At 58.6% G+C, this 18,276-nt stretch carries 14 protein-coding genes; 11 read left to right on the top strand and 3 right to left on the bottom strand.

What is annotated here, in order from left to right:
• Positions 1-132 precede the first annotated feature (132 nt).
• From DSC91_RS33175 to DSC91_RS33185, 3 genes are all read left to right on the top strand, one after another.
• Entirely contained in the window at positions 133-1,320 is a 1,188-nt protein-coding gene (locus DSC91_RS33175; RefSeq protein WP_115782727.1) for a CaiB/BaiF CoA transferase family protein, read from the top strand.
• 67 nt (positions 1,321-1,387) lie between these two features.
• Positions 1,388-2,383: a DMT family transporter gene (locus DSC91_RS33180; RefSeq protein WP_268238801.1), complete on the top strand. Its 996-nt coding sequence runs from the start codon at positions 1,388-1,390 to the stop codon at positions 2,381-2,383.
• A gap of 173 nt (positions 2,384-2,556) precedes the next feature.
• Complete coding sequence (locus DSC91_RS33185) at positions 2,557-3,168, top strand: TetR/AcrR family transcriptional regulator (RefSeq protein WP_115782729.1); 612 nt, start codon at positions 2,557-2,559, stop codon at positions 3,166-3,168.
• 64 nt (positions 3,169-3,232) lie between these two features.
• Here the strand turns inward: DSC91_RS33185 and maiA are convergent, their stop codons facing one another.
• Both maiA and DSC91_RS33195 read right to left on the bottom strand, forming a co-directional pair.
• Positions 3,233-3,877, bottom strand: coding sequence for a maleylacetoacetate isomerase (gene maiA, locus DSC91_RS33190; RefSeq protein WP_115782730.1), 645 nt, complete (start codon positions 3,875-3,877; stop codon positions 3,233-3,235).
• 47 nt (positions 3,878-3,924) lie between these two features.
• Positions 3,925-5,790 (bottom strand): FAD/NAD(P)-binding protein, encoded by a 1,866-nt coding sequence (locus DSC91_RS33195; RefSeq protein WP_115782731.1) that lies wholly within the window; start codon positions 5,788-5,790, stop codon positions 3,925-3,927.
• Positions 5,791-6,315: 525 nt separating this feature from the next.
• On the opposite strand from DSC91_RS33195, the gene DSC91_RS33200 reads away from it, so the two are divergent.
• The 5 genes from DSC91_RS33200 to DSC91_RS33220 all read left to right on the top strand — a co-directional run bounded on the left by DSC91_RS33200 (position 6,316) and on the right by DSC91_RS33220 (position 15,179).
• Complete coding sequence (locus DSC91_RS33200; protein ID WP_162831495.1) at positions 6,316-7,635, top strand: aspartate aminotransferase family protein; 1,320 nt, start codon at positions 6,316-6,318, stop codon at positions 7,633-7,635.
• Between the two features lie 42 nt (positions 7,636-7,677).
• Positions 7,678-8,646 (top strand): diiron oxygenase, encoded by a 969-nt coding sequence (locus tag DSC91_RS33205; protein WP_115782733.1) that lies wholly within the window; start codon positions 7,678-7,680, stop codon positions 8,644-8,646.
• Between the two features lie 157 nt (positions 8,647-8,803).
• On the top strand, positions 8,804-13,135 hold the full coding sequence (locus DSC91_RS33210; RefSeq protein WP_115782734.1) for a non-ribosomal peptide synthetase: 4,332 nt from the start codon (positions 8,804-8,806) through the stop codon (positions 13,133-13,135).
• Positions 13,136-13,400: 265 nt separating this feature from the next.
• Complete coding sequence (locus tag DSC91_RS33215) at positions 13,401-14,495, top strand: NAD(P)H-dependent flavin oxidoreductase (RefSeq protein WP_268238800.1); 1,095 nt, start codon at positions 13,401-13,403, stop codon at positions 14,493-14,495.
• A 54-nt stretch (positions 14,496-14,549) separates the two neighbouring features.
• Positions 14,550-15,179, top strand: a complete 630-nt coding sequence (locus tag DSC91_RS33220) for a glutathione S-transferase N-terminal domain-containing protein (RefSeq protein WP_229758103.1) — start codon at positions 14,550-14,552, stop codon at positions 15,177-15,179.
• A 152-nt stretch (positions 15,180-15,331) separates the two neighbouring features.
• On the opposite strand, the gene DSC91_RS33225 is transcribed toward DSC91_RS33220, so the two are convergent.
• Complete coding sequence (locus DSC91_RS33225) at positions 15,332-15,637, bottom strand: hypothetical protein (protein ID WP_162831496.1); 306 nt, start codon at positions 15,635-15,637, stop codon at positions 15,332-15,334.
• Between the two features lie 485 nt (positions 15,638-16,122).
• On the opposite strand from DSC91_RS33225, the gene DSC91_RS33230 reads away from it, so the two are divergent.
• From DSC91_RS33230 to DSC91_RS33240, 3 genes are all read left to right on the top strand, one after another.
• Positions 16,123-16,821 carry an energy transducer TonB gene (locus DSC91_RS33230; protein WP_115782736.1) on the top strand — a complete coding sequence of 233 codons (699 nt, stop codon included), beginning with the start codon at positions 16,123-16,125 and terminating at the stop codon, positions 16,819-16,821.
• Positions 16,822-16,896: 75 nt separating this feature from the next.
• Positions 16,897-17,811, top strand: a complete 915-nt coding sequence (locus DSC91_RS33235) for a MotA/TolQ/ExbB proton channel family protein (RefSeq protein WP_115782737.1) — start codon at positions 16,897-16,899, stop codon at positions 17,809-17,811.
• Between the two features lie 28 nt (positions 17,812-17,839).
• Positions 17,840-18,265: an ExbD/TolR family protein gene (locus DSC91_RS33240; protein ID WP_115782738.1), complete on the top strand. Its 426-nt coding sequence runs from the start codon at positions 17,840-17,842 to the stop codon at positions 18,263-18,265.
• The last annotated feature ends 11 nt before the right edge of the window (positions 18,266-18,276 follow it).

The following is an 18,276-nucleotide window of genomic DNA, read 5'->3' on the forward strand; positions in this document are numbered from 1 at the left end:
AACTAGACAGACAGACTTGTCTATTCTAGGATGCGATCAACGGCTGGTTCATGCGCATTGGCGTATCGATCTCGCTGATCCGGATGTGCGCGGCCGAACGGATGGACGCGTCATTTACAGGGGAAGGAAACGATGGAACATGGGCCGCTCAGAGGAGTAGTTGTACTCGACTTGTGCCGTGCGATAGCCGGCCCGTTTTGCACGATGGTGCTTGGCGACCTCGGCGCGGATGTGATCAAAATCGAACTGCCGGAAACCGGCGACGAAACGCGTCGCTGGGGGCCGCCGTTCGTCGAGGAGTGCGGTGCCGCATACGTTGGGTTCAACCGGAATAAACGCAGCGTCGCCATCGATCTGCATACCGACGAAGGACGCCAACAGATACTCAAACTCGCGGCTCACGCTGACGTCGTCGTTGAAAACTTCCGGCCCGGGACGATGAAGCGCTTCGGTATCGAAGAGTCGGTGCTGAAGACTATCAATCCGGATTTGATCTATTGCGCGATTTCTGGCTACGGGCAGCACGGTCCGCTCGCGAAACACGGCGCGATGGATCTGATCATCCAGGCGATGAGCGGACTGATGTCGCTTAATGGCGATCCCGACGGTCGCCCGGTGAAGGCAGCCGTTCCGGTTGCGGACTTGCTGGGGGGATTTGCCGCAGCATTCAGCGTACTGGGTGCCTTACTCGGCCGCGCGCGCGGAATGAAAAGCGACCGGATGCTTGACATCAGCATGCTGGACGTATTGATAACGATGCTTGCGCAACCGATCGTCGCGTATCAGATGTCCGGTGTTGAACCGAAGCGGCATGGAAATGCGCATGAGTTGATGTCACCGTACACGTCGTTCCGTACGCAAACGCGCGATATCGTGGTATCGCTGGCCAATCAGAAACGATGGCGCCAGTTGTGCTCGATCAGTGAATTCTCGGCGCTTGGTGCGGATACGCGTTATCAAACCCAGGAGTCGCGTAACGAACACCGTGTCCTGTTGGGTGACGACCTTCAACGGATTCTCGTTTTGCAACCGGCCGAATACTGGATCGAGCGTTTTCTTGCACTTGGTTTGCCCGCGGCGCCGGTCAATTCCGTTCCCGAAATCCTTGCCGATCCGCACCTAACGCAGCGGCAAACGCTAATCGACCTCGAGTATCCGCCGGGCAGCGGCAATCGCGTCGCCGTGCCGGGCATGCCATGGCGCGATGTGTCGTCGCGCATGCCTATCCGTAATCCGCCGACGTTGGGACAGCACACCGAAGAAGTCTTCTCGCAGTTTGGCCTCACGCAATCGCACCAGTCCGGCCTGCTGGTGGACTAGCGGCCGTTATCCGTTCCTGTACGCCGCGGCGGAAAGGAACGTCTCACAACTGAATGGGAGCACCGCCGTGTCAACTACGAATCATGCGACAGCCGCCTCGGCCGCTGTTGAGAAGTCCAGTGCCTGGTCCTCATATTCCCGGGGCGTTATTTTCTGCCTGCTTGCGACACTGTCTTTCGGGATCATGTTTCCGGTCATGACGAGTGCGCTGACCCGCATCGATCCTTTCACATTCACTTCGTTGCGCTATCTCGTCGCCGGGACCGCCTTTCTCGCGCTGCTAGTCGCGAGAGAAGGGCGTCAGGCGCTAAATCTGAAGGGTGAGCGCGTATGGTTTGCCTGGTTTCTCGGTTCTATCGGCTTTGCCGGTTTTGGATTCTTCGTCTTTCTGGGGCAGCAGCTCGCCGGACGTGACGGCGCGCTTACCGCATCGATCATGATGGCGACTCAGCCGATGCTTGGCCTCCTTGTCAATTCGATTGTGCGCCGCATTTTGCCGCCCTTGTACTCGTTTCTCTTCATTCTGATGTCCTTCTGCGGCGTCGCGCTGGTCGTCACGAAAGGCAATATCGGCGGCCTGCTAAGCGAACCGCAAAGCTATTCGGCCAATGCTCTCATCGTGCTCGGCGCGCTGTGCTGGGTGATCTACACGTTCAGCGCAATGTTTTTCCCAAAGTGGTCGGCGTTCAAGTACACCACCGTGACGACGTGGCTGGGACTGACCACGATTGTCGCGGTCAACCTGGTATTGTTCGCGCTGCACGCGATCCCGGTTCCGCGCAGCGCGGATCTTGTCGCCATTGCTCCGCACCTCGTCTACATGGGCATCATCGCCGGCTTCGGTGGCATTCTGTGCTGGAATCTCGGCAACAAGATTCTTACGCCCTTGAACGGGGTGCTCTTCATGGACGTGGTGCCGATTACGACGTTCATCGTGTCGTCGATCGAAGGTGTCATTCCGACGAATATGCAGATTGTCGGCGCATGCATGACGGGTGCGGCGCTGATTTTCAACAATGCGTACCTGCGTGCGCGTGCGCGCAAACAGGCAGTCAAGAAGTGAATGTTGCGATTCACTGGGAACACTGCGGGTGCTATGGGCACCTGCATGGTATTTTTTTGAATTGCTTATACGGACAGGTCCGTATATATTATGCGAAATAGGGTACATCTGTTGTCGCGGTCACGTACGTACGCGGTTTTGACGTACTGAGCAGCATCGCTGGAGGTTGCTTTATGCTACAGAAAAGGCAGGACATCATAGAGACGGCATTGCGTCTATTTGAGCTTCATGGATATCGCGCTGTCGGTATCGACCGGATCATTGCTGAGTCGGGCGTCGCGAAAATGACAATGTACAAGCATTTCCGCTCTAAAGACGATCTGGTTGTCGAAGTGCTGAGGGAGCGCGATCGGCGGACGAGGGAGTCTCTCGCAGCGTTCGTGACGCGCAGCAAGGGCGCCCGAAATCGCGTGCAGGCGATCTTTCAATGGCTTGATCGCCGGCTTAAATGTGCGGAATTCAACGGTTGTATGTTTGTCAATGCGGTGTCTGAGTATGGTCAGGACAGCGGCGAAATACTTCGCACCGCGTCCGAGCACAAGTCGAGCATGCAGGCCTATTTTGCCGCCATACTGAGCGAGGCCGTCAGCACAGAGGCTGAACCACTGTCTCGCCAATTGATGATGCTGATCGACGGGGCAACGGTGGCGACGCAGGTTTCTGGCCGCTCGGACAGCGCAATGGCCGCATGGGAGATTTTCTCCAAGCTGCTGCCGAAGAGCGACGAAGCCACCGGAAAATCCGCTCCACGTCGGGTGCCGAAACCGGCTGCGGCTCGCGCGTAGCGGCGAAGGCCGCGGCCTCCCACTAGCCTGTCGTTTCAGTCGCGGCGAATTCTGGTGCCCAGAGTCAGGTCGCGTCGGGCTGATTGACCGGCAGCGCTGCGTCGAATGCGGGATGTTGGAGGCAACGCGTGGTGATTCGCGTGATATGGGCGAGATGCTCGAGATCGACGCCGTAGGCTTTGGCCGACAGGACTTGTGGAACTAGAAAGACGTCCGCGAGTGTAATCGAGTCGCCATGCGAATAAATGCCGGTGGCCGGCGACTTCGACAACTGCTCTTCTATCGCGGTTAATCCGTCGTGGATCCAGTGCCGGGTCCACTCGAGCCTTTCTTTTTCGCCGATATCGAAGGCGTGCGCCAGATATTGCGTCACGCGAATGGTATGCAGGGGATGAATATCCGCCGCTAACGCGGCTGCCAATCCGCGAACGCGCGCCTTCGCAGAGGCGCCCGCCGGCAGCAAAGCCGGCGACGGACGCGTCTCCTCCAGATATTCGCAGATCGCAAGCGACTGCGTCAGCACGCTTTCTCCATCGATCAGAGTCGGAAGTAGCCGTTGCGGATTCAGACTCCGGTACGCCTCCGCATGCTGCTCCCCGTCGCCGCGCTGCAGGTGAACGGCTTCCGTGTCGAATGGAATGCCCTTGAAGTGCAGCGCGATACGTACCCGGAATGACGCTGTCGAGCGATGAAACGAATATAGTTTCAAGGTTTTCTTCTCCGTTGAGATGAGGTTGGCGATGCGCTTGTGCCGCCTTACTTATATGCTGCATCTAGGAGGCGTTCGTCTTCGGCAGGTTGCGTCGGTGCGTCGTTACTCGACACCGCTTGCGAAGAGATCAATTCGAACAGTCTGCTGATGCACACGTCGGCGTCCCTGGTGAGGCGGGAATATCGGCCGGGCCTCGGCAATTCCTGCGTGTAGTAATGCGGCCCCTCGACCAGATAGCCGATTGCCCAGAAATCCGGCTGACTGCGGCCGTCCCGGTCCACTACGTTGTTGTTCTGGTCGATGTCGATTCCGCCCGGATGGTATTCGCCGTTGTAGTACGGCCGGATCGAACCGCTCTGCAGCAGGTTTTGCATCAACGCCGATCCGTCATTGAGCGGACTGAACACGTCGATACGCGACAACACCAGCACATCCGCCGACCGGCGTTCCACCGTTTCGCCAAACCGCGTGTCGATTACGAACTTCGCGCTGGCTGGATCGACATCGGTTGTTGCACGCGGGCCGCCCGCGAGCTCGACGACACCCGCGTGTAGCAATGCAACGAGCTCCGCGTTCCGATGTCGCGGAGGGCCGAACACGATGCGATTCAACGTCTGTACGAATTCGCCTGCGAAAACCTTGTGCGACTCGGCGGTGAATCCCGTGTACTCGGCCGCCAACCGGAAAGTCTCCCGCAGATCGCGGAGCACGTCCGTTGCAGCTTTCACCGGACCGTGTACGTTGCCCTTGTCGATTTCAGCGAGGTCGTCCAGCAGAAAATCGCGAAAGAACGTCTCGAACGCCAGGAAGTTGTCGAAGCTCGCGTCGTGCAGAGGATCGAGAATCTTGTCGATCGCGGCGAGGTCGGAGGCGTCCGGACTCCATTTGGCGTCGTCAGGACTTTGTCCATCCAGCGCGATTCTACGTGCGCGTGCCATGTCTTTCTTCACGAGCGGCAGTATTTCATCGACGAAATCGATTTGCGGCGTCCCACGTGTAATCAGTGCGTGATTACGAAGTTCTGCAACCGCTTCCACCGTGAAAAAGCGCGCCTGATATCGGCCGTCGACACTCTTCTGATTTATCGCACGGCCTGAAAATGGCAGACTTTTACGCGAATACATCAGTATCCTGGGTTCGCGGCCCGACTTGCGATATTCGAGTCCCTGCTGATTTTCGACGAAAGCGCCGCCGCGCCCCGTCGTCAGATGGGATAAAACATCGTGAGCGGTGAGTCCAAAGCCTTGTATTGCAACGGTGGCGTCGGGAGATACGCGTTCCAGTTGATCGATTGGGTAAGCGTGTGGGAAAAACGCGAGATTGCTGTTCTTGAATGACGAAGACTGGACAAAATCCTCGAATCGCAGATCGTCTTTGTCCTTGCGCCGTTTTCCATGGCCGGTGGTCAGAATAACGAAATCGGATTCCACCTTGAAGCCGCCGCTCAGATGAACGATATGACGCTCGTCTGTGCCTCTTTCAACACCAACCGCGCGATGACGTTGATGAATTAGCTCGACGTTGGCGGGCAATGATTCAGCGATCCGGTCGAACGCCCATGTGAAGTATTGCCCGAGCAGGTGGCGGGGCAAGTAATGCTGGTCATTGATTTCCTCGCCGGCGGTTTCGCCGGTCGGATAGCAGGCGCTGCCGAACTTCCGGTATCCGGCTATCCGCGCCCATTCGCCGAACGAAAGCCCGCCGGCGCGCGTGGCCGCGGTGTCCGGCGGGAAAATCGTAACCTGATTGGCCAGCGTGTTGGTCAGCAGATGATGTGGTTGCCGGGCCGAGTGAGTGCCTTGTCCGCATTCGCCAGGATCGACGAGATTCACAACGAGCTTCTGATTCAGTGATTGGGAACGAACGTGATGAGCGATTCGCTCCAGTACGCTGATTCCCCGTGGGCCCATGCCGATAATAGTAAGAACGGTCTGTGTCAAGGCTGTCACTCCTGGTTATGGTGGCGCGTCGAGCATCCGCGCAATACTCCGCGCTCTCTCAGGGCGGCACATTTGAATCGTTATGCTGAACTTTCCATAGTGGTGGATCACCTTCATCAACGCTTCTCTCGCACTATTGCTGTGCGCATGTCTCATTCCGAGTCGCGATCCTTAATCGCCAAACCGACCGTTCTTTTCGTCGCAAAATATACAGACCGTACTACCTGTTCGCAAGATTATTTTTCTTACAAAAACATTATTTAGTGGCTGCTTATAAAACCAGTAACAATAGAAAACACTCATAAATTACGGGGTTTAACAAAACTGTCTAAGTTCTTTTACAGCTAAATAAATTCCATAGAGGGGGATTGACAATCGAAGTTTGGCGAATATTATGTACAGACCCGTCTACCTGAAAATATGGATCTGACTGAAATTTTCTCGATGGCAGGTACGGTGGGCGCGTTATCCCAACTCAAATTTTCAGAGGTTCTAATGGATAGTCAGAATCGCTCTGCCGCGCTGTTCGAGCGTGGACGCAAGGTCATTCCCGACGGTGTGAGTTCGCCGATGCGGGCATTTGCCCAGGTCGGACGCAATCCGATTTGCGCCGTGTCGGCCAAAGGATCCCGGATCGTCGATGCAGACGGTCGCTCGTACGTGGATTTTCTCAACGCGTTCGGCGCGCTGCTGCTTGGACATGCGCCCGACGAAATCGTCAGCGCGATCTCGGAGCAAGCGGCACGCGGCCCCGTATATGGGCTGTCCACCGAGGGCGAGTACCGCCTTGCCGAACGGATTGTCGCGAGCACGCCTGAGATCGAGCGAATCCGTTTCGTGTGCAGCGGCACGGAAGCCGTCATGACCGCGGCGCGAATTGCCCGCAGCCATACGGGCCGCAATCTGCTTCTGAAGTTTCGCGGCTCGTACCACGGCCATTCGGACGCCTTGCTGGCTAATCCGGCCAATCTGTTGAGTGGGGCCGGCAATGCCAAAGGCGTGTCGAAGGGCATCAGCGATCAGCTGAATCGCGACGTTTTGATCGTCGAATACAACGACGAGCAGGAAGTCGCCGCAGCGTTTGAAACGCATGGCGCGTCGATTGCCGCCGTGCTGGTCGAGCCGCACGCCACGAATATGGGCTTCGTCAAATCGAAACCGCAATTCCACCGGCTTCTGCGCGAACTGTGCGATCAGCACGGTGCGCTGCTGATTTTCGACGAAGTGGTGACGGGATTCCGCTTTCGGTTCGGCGCGGTCTGCACGGCATTCGGCGTGAAGCCGGATCTTGTGACGTTCGGAAAGATCATCGGCGGCGGCACGCCAGTCGGCGCATTCGCCGGCAAGGCCGAGTTTCTCGATCACGTCGCGCTGGGTCGGAACGTATTCCAGTCCGGCACCTTTGCCGCGAATCCGCTGACAGTCGCAGCCGGCAACGCGGCGCTGGATCTGCTGGGCAAGCCCGGCTTCTACGAAGCGCTTGAAGAGAAAGGCGCTTTCGTCGAAGGTCTGCTACGAGCGGGTTTCGCTGAACACGGTATTCCGTTTGTGGTGAGCCGGCACGGTGCGTTGCTGGGTCTCGCGTTCCGCGACAGCGCCGAGCCGCTGCTCAGCTATCGGGACGTTAAGACGCAGGACTACAAGTTGTTCGAGCAGTTCCACATCCAGATGCGCGAGAAGGGCTTCCTTCTGCCGCCGTCGCTCGAAGAGCCGATATTTTTATCGGCGGCGCACACGCACGAGGATCTCGAGCGCTTCGCTCGCGAAGCGGTTCAGACCTTGCATGCGCTGCGCAGCGAGTCCGTACCCGCCTGAAACCATCAACCCGTATCGCTAACCCATAGCTCGAGATAAACCATGAATGCAGTCGCTGAGGTAACCGATAAGTCCGTCGTTGATCCCGTTTCGCGCTGGTACGCCGGCGCCACCGTGCGCAACGCGCCGCGAATCTACGTTCCGCAAAATATCGCGGAAGAGAATATCTTTCCGCCGTCGCGACAATTGCTCGCGGCTCATCCGCTCGTCGAAAAGCTGGGGCAAGAAGCGATCTCTTATGTGCTTGCGCAATCCACGTACAAGTACATGTATGAGATCGGCCTGCTGGAAACGCGCTTCGTTATCGATTGCTCGCTGAAGATCATCAATGGCGAAATCGGCACCGACGTTCCCGAAGAGGATAAGCGCGAAGCGATCACGATCGTGATCGACGAGGGATATCACGCGTACGTCGCGCTCGATTTCATCATCCAGCTGAAGGCAAACACCGGTATCGAACCGCTTTCCGTTCCGCAGACGAACGGCAATCTCGACGCCGTCCACCGCGGTTACGAAGCATTGCCGAGGTCGTTGCACGGCACTTTCCAGCTGCTGGCGACGTGCCTGGCTGAGCATACGCTGACGAAAGACCTGCTCAGTATCGGCAAGGAGAAGGAAGCGACGGTCACGTTCACGAAAGTGATGACGGACCACGTTTCGGACGAAGGCCGGCACGCGAATTACTTCGCGAGGATGCTGAAGGATTACTGGAAAACCGTCGGCACGGACGACCAGAAACTCATCGGCAGTTTCCTGCCGAACTACCTGCGCGACTATCTCGCCGCCGATTTCGAACGCCAATTCGATCGCGACGTGCTGTCGCAACTGGATCTCACTGCCGACGAGATCGACACGGTATTGCAGGACACGGATGAGCGTTATTCGGCCGCCGCGAAGAGCTATATCGACGTGACGATCGCCAATCTGGTGAAGCTGCTCGATCGCAACGGCATTCTGGCCCATCCCGAGACCCGCGCCGTCTTTGTTCAGGAAGGGCTGCTAACCGTGTAACAGCCGGTCTGCATCACCCGTTCACGCATTTTCAAAAGACGCTCCTTGCCTGGCGGTGCTCCTCCAGGCGCAGGACGCGCTCGTACGCTCGAAGCGAATCAAGCGAGGCACTTGCTGCCGGCTGCGTCGGGCCATCCAGATTTCACCGAGGTGAGACATGCTACTCAATCAAATTCTGCTGCATGCTGCCGTCAGTCCTGATCGTGCGGCCGTCGTAGCAGGCGCTGAAGCGTTGAGTTATTCGGAACTGAAGGAACGTAGTGCCGGGATTGCGTCCGTGGTGATCGATGCCGGACTGGCGCAAGGACAACTGGTTGCAGTTTTTCTGGGGCGAACCGTCGACGCGCTGGCATCGATACTCGGCGCGATGTACGGGGGGATGGCATACACGGTAGTCGAAAACGAAGGCAACGCCGAAGAACACGCCCATCGGCTGAAAGCTATTGCACCGGCACTCGTGCTGACTGATGAAGCCGGGGAAAAGTTACTGGCCGGACACGGCTTCAACATTGCCGTTCTGCCGTCGTCGCGATCCGCCGCCGATGCGAAATCCCCGTTACCCGAAGTCAAAATCGACGACCTCGCTTACGTACTCTTCACATCCGGATCGACCGGTGTACCGAAAGGCGTGATGATTACTCATCGGAACGTCGAGCATTACGTCACCGCGATTCGCGAGCGGTTGACGATCGACACGCCGCTGTCGTACGCACACGTGAGCACGCTCGCGGCCGATCTCGGTAATACGTCATTGATGCTGTCGTTATATACGGGCGGCACGCTGCATCTGATCGGTAATCATATGCGCAAGGATCCAGGCGAATTGGCCGATTATCTCGCGCATCACGACATTCGATTTCTGAAGATCACGCCGTCTCACTGGCGTGCGGTTTTCAACGCATTCTCGACTCGCGCACGCGGTGCGTGGAAGCTCGAACATCTTGTGTTGGGAGGCGAGGCGCTAAATCCGGGGCTTGCCGCCGATACGCTCAGGTCCGGCGTGGTGCAGAATCTGGTGAATCATTACGGGCCGACCGAAACTACGGTCGGCGTGATGGCGAACCGGATGCGCGATGCCGACGCCGTGCAAGCGTTGACCTCGAAGACGGTTCCTGTCGGACTGCCGCTGGGACAGACGCGCGCGCTGGTCCGTTCCGAGGACGGCGCATTCCACGAAGCCGGCGCAATGGGTGAGCTATATATCGGCGGACCTTCGGTATCGCCGGGATATCTGCGCAATCCCATGGCCACGAAAGACGGCTTCGTCACGAATGTGGACGGACCGCACCGCTTCTATAAAACCGGCGATCTGGTCAATATCGACGAGAACGGCGTAGTCGAGTTTCTCGGCCGGATCGACCGGCAGGTCAAGGTCAATGGTTATCGCGTGGAGCTGGAGCACGTGGAGAGCGCACTGCGCTCGTTGCCGGGCGTCGAAGGCGCTGCGGCATTCCTTCTCGACATCAATGGGAAGACGGGTATTGCGGCGGCGATTGCGCCGTGTGACACGCTGACGCCGACGCTGAAGGACCGTTTGCGCGAGATCTTGCCGCATTACATGATTCCGAAATGGCTGGAAGCATTCGATGGGTTTCCGCGCAACGCGAACGGCAAGACGAATCTAGCTGAATTGAAAAAAACCATCGAACAGCGTCTGACGGGTTCAACCGTGAACCCGATTCCGCAATCGCCGTCTGCACAATCCGATTCCGTCACCTACATGATTCGCGCGGTCTGGCAGGGAACATTAGGGCACGGCGATTTCACCGACCAGGACGATTTCTTCGAGTTGGGCGGCGATTCGCTGGATGCGATTCAGGTGATCGCCGAATTGCAGGGCAAAGGCTATCGCGTGTCGGCCAATGCATTCCTGCGGAAACCGACGGTCGACGCGCTCGTCGCCCTGATCGGCGCCGAAGAAAAGAAACCGGCGGGCGCGGAACAGGTATGGACTACCGGCGCCGTGGCTCAGCAATTCTCCACCGCACAGCAAGCATTTTTCTCGAAGCACTTCGCGCAGCCGGATCACTACAACCAGTCGATTCTGCTCGAGTCGGATCGCCCGCTTTCAATCGATATCTTGCGAAAAGCAGTAGGTGTGTTGCGCGAGTGGCATCCGTTGTTGCGTGCGCGTTACTGGCAGGCCGACGGCAAATGGGCGATGCAGGCATCGGATACGCGTCCGGTAGTCGGTACGTCGTCGGTGGACGCGCTGGACGAAGACGAAGCAATCGACACGTTGATCCGCACTGCAGCGCAGGTTTATCAAACCACACTGAGTCTCGACGGTGGCCGCGTGTTCGCGGTGCATCTGTTCACGCGCGCCAACGGTCCGCACCAGCTATTGCTTGTCGCGCATCATCTGTCAATCGACGTGATTTCGTGGCGCGTGATCGTCGCCGACCTGACGCGTCTGTATCGCGCCATCGAGACGGCTCAAGCCATACCGGCAACGCCGGCGAATACGCCGTTCCCCGCGTGGGTCGATCATCTGTCGCAGCGCCGCGCGGCGTGGGGAGCCGATGCGAGCTTCTGGCGCGGCTTGCCCGGCAAACTGGCCGGCGCTCAGGTGTCAGAGACGTCGTCACTGGGTACGGAAGAGTTAGCCGAAACCGGTTGGCTGCGATTCTCGGGTGAGGAGACGCAAGCGTTGTCGCTCGAATTGCCGGCGATTTTCAGCGTGCCGTTGCATCACGTGCTGATCGCCGCGTTTCTGCACGTTTTGCACGATGCACAAGACGGCGCGCCGCGCAAAACGCTTGTCGAAGTGGAAAGCCACGGACGGGTCAGCTTCGACGACGACATCGACGTATCACGCACGGCCGGTTGGTTCACGTCCAGCTATCCGCTGGTGCTCGACAGCGCCCACGCCGATTTGAGGCGAAGCGTCGTGCAGGTCCACGACGCATTGTCGGCGGTGCCCAATCTCGGCGTCGCTTATGGTTTGCTGCGCGACGAACTGGTCGGCGAATGGGGCGGCGAACCGGTGCCAGCGGTCTGCTACAACTACCTCGGTGAATTCAATTTCGCGCGCGATCCGGGATTGCCGCTCAAACCGTCGCGCTACTCGACCGGCATCGCTCGCGGACCGGAAAACGAACGCACGCACGACCTGAAACTCACCGCGCGAATTCTGGATGGCCAGTTGCTCGTCGATCTGTCGTTCAACGGCGCGACCCACAGCCGCGATGTGATCGAGAATCTCCTTGTGCGACTCCACGACACATTGCTGAAGGCGGCGGGGCTTTCCTGCGGCGAAGCAAAGGTCGTCGTCGAACGGGGCAGCAGTTCGGGCCTGCTCGCCTATGCACCGGCCTCACTCGGTTGGATCGCGTCCGCGCCGAAGACGACTCGCGACTATGCGAGTGTGCTGCTGACCGGCGCAAGCGGCTACCTCGGCATCTACGCGTTACACGAACTGCTGACTACGACGCAATCGCACGTGTTCTGCCTGGTCCGCGAAAAGGCCGGAGTCGGCGCATTGCAGCGCTTGCAGGAAACGTTCAAATGGTATTTCCCGCAAGCCGAACTGAACGCGTTCTCGACGCGCTATACGGTGCTGTCCGGCGACCTCGAAAGCGACAATCTCGGACTCGCGGCATCGGACTATGCGAAGCTCGAACGCGAGATCGAAGCGATCTATCACTTCGCCGCCGACACCCGTCTGTTTGCCGACGAATCGACGTTGAAACGGCAAAACGTGGACGGCACGCGTCGGATGATCGAACTCGCGCGCAATGGCCGACAAAAGGACCTGCACTACATGTCGACCCTTGCCGTGTGCGGATTCAATCCGGGCGGCGATCCGGTCACGTTCGACGAAGAATCGCTCGATGTAGGTCAGGACTTCCTCAACGACTACGAGCGCTCGAAATTCAAAGCGGAACAGCTGGTCAACGCGTTCATCGCTCACGGCGGAAACGGTTACATCTACCGCACTGGCAATGTATCCGGACACTCGCAGAGTGGACGCTTTCAGCGCAACGGCAGCGACAACCGCTTTGTTCAATTTCTGCGCGCGGTTCTGAAAGTCGGTGAACGGCCGCTCAATCTAGGCGAGGACATCGCACTGAGTCCGGTCGATTTGGTGGTCGGCGGCATTGTCAGGTTGTCTGTCAATGCGTCACTGACGGGACACACGTTTCATGTTGACAGTCCGTGGCAAATCCCAATTGTCGACATTCTGGCCGCGCTCGAAGCCATCGGCGCTAAATTCACGCAGACCCGGTTCGAAACGTTCGCCGACGTCTTCCGGCCACACAACCAGACACGCGACCGCGATATATCCCTTGGCTATTTCTGGGCCAATCGGGAGAAACGTGCGATTACGCTGAAGCACGACCGAACGCTGTCGCAACTCGAACGACTTAACCACAGGTTCGATCCACTGAGTCGTGAATGGCTAACGTTGTTCTTCACCGGTTTGGTGAGCGACGGAACGCTTAGCATCCCCACGGAGTTCAAGGAGGGCGAGATCTTGTCGGTGTAAAAGTAAGGGCAAAGTGGCTGGGCACGTTGGCCCAAATCGCGGTCCAAAAGGCGTTGGGCTGAGGAAGACGTGTGCATTCTTTGATGTTTGAGAAAGCGCAAGCCTACACCCATATTTCGCCCAACCCATTGGACGATGGACGCTTCGTCCAATTCGCAGCGTGGGCGGATCTAGAATGGGCGGGGGAGCACTTGGACACGAGTCTACGAACGAAGTCGTCTTTCGGGCGACGATCTTCGAATCTGAGCAGTAGGGAGAAAACAGAGTGACAACCTTTGCTGAAATCGAACGCCTGTTGCTTCGGCTGGGAGTCGCAATCCCAATCATTCAGGCGCCGATGGCAGGAACCGGGACGATGGCGCTGGCCGCTGCGGTGTCTAACGCCGGCGCATTGGGTTCGCTTGCGGTCGGTGCGATGGATCCCAAGGCCGCACGCCAGTCGATCCGTGGGTTGCGAGAACTGACTAGCAAGCCGTTCAACGTGAACGTGTTCGCTCATGTTCCGCCCATGCCTGATCTGGATCGGGAGACGCGTTGGATCAAGTTTCTGGCGCCGCTTTTCGGCGAAGTCGGCAGCACACCGCCCGCGCGCTTGACGGAAATTTACAGGAGCTTCGTTGCTGACGACGCGATGCTGGAAGTCTTTCTGGAAGAACGCCCCCAAGTCGTCAGTTTCCATTTGGGCCTGCCTTCGAGGGAACGCATCGCCGTACTACGGGAGGCTGGCATTATTCTGTTTGCGACTGCCACGTCTGTTGAAGAGGCACAGACAATCGAGGGCGCGGGCGTCGACGTGATTGTAGCTCAGGGTATTGAAGCCGGAGGACATCGCGGCGTATTCGACCCGGCGGCAAATTCAGACGAAGCATTGAGTACGCTCGCGCTCGTATCGCGGCTGGCGCGACAGACGTCGCTTCCGATCGTTGCTGCTGGAGGCATCATGGATGGCGCAGGTATCGCTGCGGCGTTGGCGGCCGGCGCGCAAGCCGTGCAGCTCGGCACGGCGTTCATCCTCACTCCAGAATCTGCCGCTGATTCTGCGTATCGTGCCGCGCTGACTGACCCATCAGCTCACACAGAGCTAACAGCGGCCATCTCAGGACGTCCCGCGCGCTGCATCGCCAACCGCTTTACCGAGGCCGGACGGCGACTCGACGGTGTGGCGATTCCCGACTATCCGATTGCATATGATGCGGGCAGAGCACTGCATGCGGCAGCCAAAGCGTACGGCAACTTGCAATTTTCGGCGCACTGGGCGGGGCAGGGATTGGCGCTGTCGCGAGACATGCCGGCTGCACAAATGGTCAAGGTGCTCGCAGAGGAGTTACGGAAGGCTGCGCCCACACTGTGCCCGCACTGATCGCGTGTGAACGGTGAGTGATTTTGTTCGGCCATAGAGGAGACTGAAATCGACATGCGTATAGCCTTATTGGGTTCCCGGCGCAGTCCGTTTGTGCGGAAAATTCGCGTCGTTCTGGACGAGAAGAATCTGGAATACGAATTGTTGGAGGTGGAGATATCGAGCTCCAATTCGCCGGTCTTCGCGTACAACCCACTCGGAAAGGTTCCATGCCTTGTCGCCGGAGATATCGATAACGGCGAATCATTTTACGATTCGAGCGTAATCGTTGAGTATCTGGACTTCCTTTCTCCGACCCCCCGCATGTACCCGTCTGGATCGCTAGAGCGGGTGAGGGCCCGCCGCATCGAGGCGTTAGCCGACGGAGTGCTGGATGCAGGGATTCTTGCTCGCTCCGAACTCGTTGAACGCGCTGATGAGCTGCGAAATCCTGAATGGATCTGGCGGCAGATGAAGAAAATCCACTCGGGAGTCGCGGCGCTATCGCAAGCACTCAGTGGCGACCGCTACTATTGTGGTAACACGCTGACGATCGCAGACATCTCCACTTCTGTTACGTTGGCTTGGCTGGATTTCAGATTTCCCGAAGTTAATTGGTCGGCGCGTTTTCCAAATCTCCGGCGGCTCTTATCGGAAACCGGCTCCCGGACATCATTTACCTCTAGCGAACCTTGGGCTAGCTAGTGTGGAGATGCCGTTTTGCTACGTTGCATTACATGCTGCGCGGGGCGCTAACGGGGCCTGACATAGGGAGTCCCTTCGGCAGCCGGTCACGACAATCCGGAGAACGGAACATCCAGACACAACTCGTTAGGTGCGGTCAATCCGCTGCGGGATTAGACGCTCAATGCAGCGATGATCGCCCTGGCCGTGAGCGCGCCGTTGTAGCTCGTGTAGAAGCCAAATACGTCATAGACCGCGCTACCCCAGTCGCCCTGGACTTCGGCCGGCAGAGAAGCGTTTTGAGCGGTATCGGACACGTTTCGAACAAAGGTAAACTGCAACCCCTGTTGCAGACAGACCTGGGCGATGACTGCATCGTCCATTTCAATCACGGCGAAGTTGTCGTAAGAACCCGCCGGCAAACTTGCACATGATGTCGGCATTATCGCAACGTCGCGGCTCGCGGAATTCACCTTCACTTTCTCGGTTCCCCGTTGATAGGCCATCCAGATATAGATGGATCGCAGTTCAGTGTCGCATATGTAGCCGCGCCCGTGCGGTCAGCGCAGCAGCGTTGGGCACGATGTCATCGGGGCTCGATATGGCCAGGCCGCTCCGTCAGCGATTGCGGGCGGTCATCAAACAGCGCCGCGTAGTAGACCGTGTTCGACAACACATTCTTGACGTAGTCGCGGGTTTCGTTGAACGGAATCCGTAGACCGCATTAAAAGTGTCACTGGTTCGCAAGTAAAACTGTCACTTATGGCGTGCACCGCTTCACTCCGAACTTTCTTACGCGTGCGCAGGAATCCAAATATGGAATTCTTTGTTCACTTCAATATGGCGTGCGGATAACGTATTTCACTTCCCATGGCGACACGGCATAAATATGCCGGCGATTCGTGGTGCAAGGTTTCAGTGGATTGATCGTGAGCAGCACAGGCTACAGTTACCGGAGCGAGGTATGTCAACAGAGCTGATTTCCAGGGCGTCGCCGTCGAGCGCATATCCATGCGGGTACGGGCGTCGCCAACGGAATCCGGTTCGCCGTTACGCCGGTATTACCGTGGTTCTGCTGCTGCATGTCTTCTTCATCTGGGCGCTGATGAATGGCCTCGCGAATAAGGTCGTGCAGATCGTGCAGAAGCCGATCGAGACCAGGATCATCGAACCGGTGAAACCGCCACCGCCGCCCCCCATCCCGACGGTGAAACTGCCCCCGCCGAAGTTCACGCCGCCACCGCCACCGCGGCCGTTTGTGCCGCCGCCAGAAGTGGCGCTCACGCCGCCGCCCGCGCCGACGATCACGCATCAGGCCACGCCAGAGCCGACGCCGGTCGCACCGCCGCCCGCGCCCGTAGCGCCGCCGCCGCCCGCGCCCGCGAAGCCGGTTAGCCACGTCATCGGCGTCGTGTGCCCGAACTCGGACGAGATCCGCCGCTCGATGGGCTACCCGCAGGAAGCGCAGGACAACAACATCACGGGCGACGTGACGGTCTCTTTCGTTGTCGACCCGCAGGGGCACGTAACCGACGAGAAGGTCGAGCAGTCCGCCGATCCGATCCTTGATCGAGCGGCCTTCATCGCGGTGAAGAAGTTCAACTGCATTTCGCAAGGACAGCCGGTTCGCGTACAGGTGCCGTTCTCGTTCAACCTGAACTGAGTGGCGCGTGAGCGGTCCTGGCTTGCCTCGATGCAAACCCGTTCAATATCAATGACTGCACCATCTGGAGCATGTATGAAGAAGCGTTCCTTTGCCGCCGTGGCGGTTAGCCTGCTCATCTCGGCTACGGCCGTCAGCTTCCTCGGCGCGCCGCGGGCGGTTCGGGCCCAGGCGAGCGCGCCGGCCGTTTCCGCAGCGGTCACGGCCGGCGCGTCAGGTGTAGACCACGTCCCGGTGGCGTCGCAGACGACAGCGGCCATCGACCAGCCGGTACCGCCGCCCATCGCGGCGACGAGTACCGAGGTGACCAACCCGTACGGTCTCGGCGCGTTATGGGCGAACGGCGACTTCGTCGCGCGTTTCGTGCTGATTCTGCTCGTGCTTATGTCGATGGGAAGCTGGTACATCATGATCACCAAGTTCTTCGAGCAACTGCGTGCTAACCATCGCGCGAAATCGGCCGACGAGCAGTTGTGGAGTGCGCCGTCGCTCGCGCAAGGCGCGGAGCAGCTCGATGAGAATTCGCCGTTCCGTTTTATTGCACAGGTGGGGATAGAGGCCGGGAAGCACCATGACGAAGCCTTGCTCGAAGCGGTGGATCGCAACACCTGGATCGACGTGTCGATCGAGCGCGCCATCACCAACGTGTCGAACCGCTTGCAGGACGGTCTCGCGTTCCTCGGCACGGTGGGCTCGACGGCGCCGTTCGTCGGCCTGTTCGGCACGGTATGGGGGATTTATCACGCGCTCACCGCGATCGGCATCGCCGGGCAGGCGTCGATCGACAAGGTGGCGGGTCCGGTCGGTGAAGCACTGATCATGACGGCGATTGGTCTCGCGGTCGCGGTGCCGGCCGTGCTGGGCTATAACTTCCTCGTGCGTCGGAACAAGTCGGTAATGGAGCGCGTGCGTGCGTTCGGCGCGCAGTTGCACACAGTCCTTCTGCCTGGCACGAAGCGTCAGGTACGCGCGGTCGCGAACGCGCATTGAGCCAACCCAACAGGCGGAGCTAGAAGTCATGGCCATAAACGTTGGACAGGACGGTCAGGAGGATGAGGTGATCGCCGCCATCAACACGACGCCGCTCGTCGACGTGATGCTGGTGCTGCTGATCATCTTCCTGATCACGATTCCGGTCGTCACGCACACCATACCGGTGCAGTTGCCGAAGGAGACGGTGAATCCGTTGCAGACCAAACCGGACAGCATCGAGATCGCGGTCAACAAGGACGGCGACCTGTTCTGGAACGAGAAGCTGGTCGATCGGCCGACGCTGCTCGCGCGGCTGAAGGTGGCGTCCGTCAAGTTACCTCAGCCTGAGGTGCATGTACGCGGTGACCAGATTACACGCTATGAATTCATCGGACGTGTAGTCACGGCCTGCGAGCGTGCCGGGATCTCGAAGGTGTCATTTATTACTCAGCCGCCGGTGCACGGCGGCTAGCTTTGCATGGG

Source organism: Paraburkholderia caffeinilytica (assembly GCF_003368325.1).
GTDB lineage: Bacteria > Pseudomonadota > Gammaproteobacteria > Burkholderiales > Burkholderiaceae > Paraburkholderia > Paraburkholderia caffeinilytica.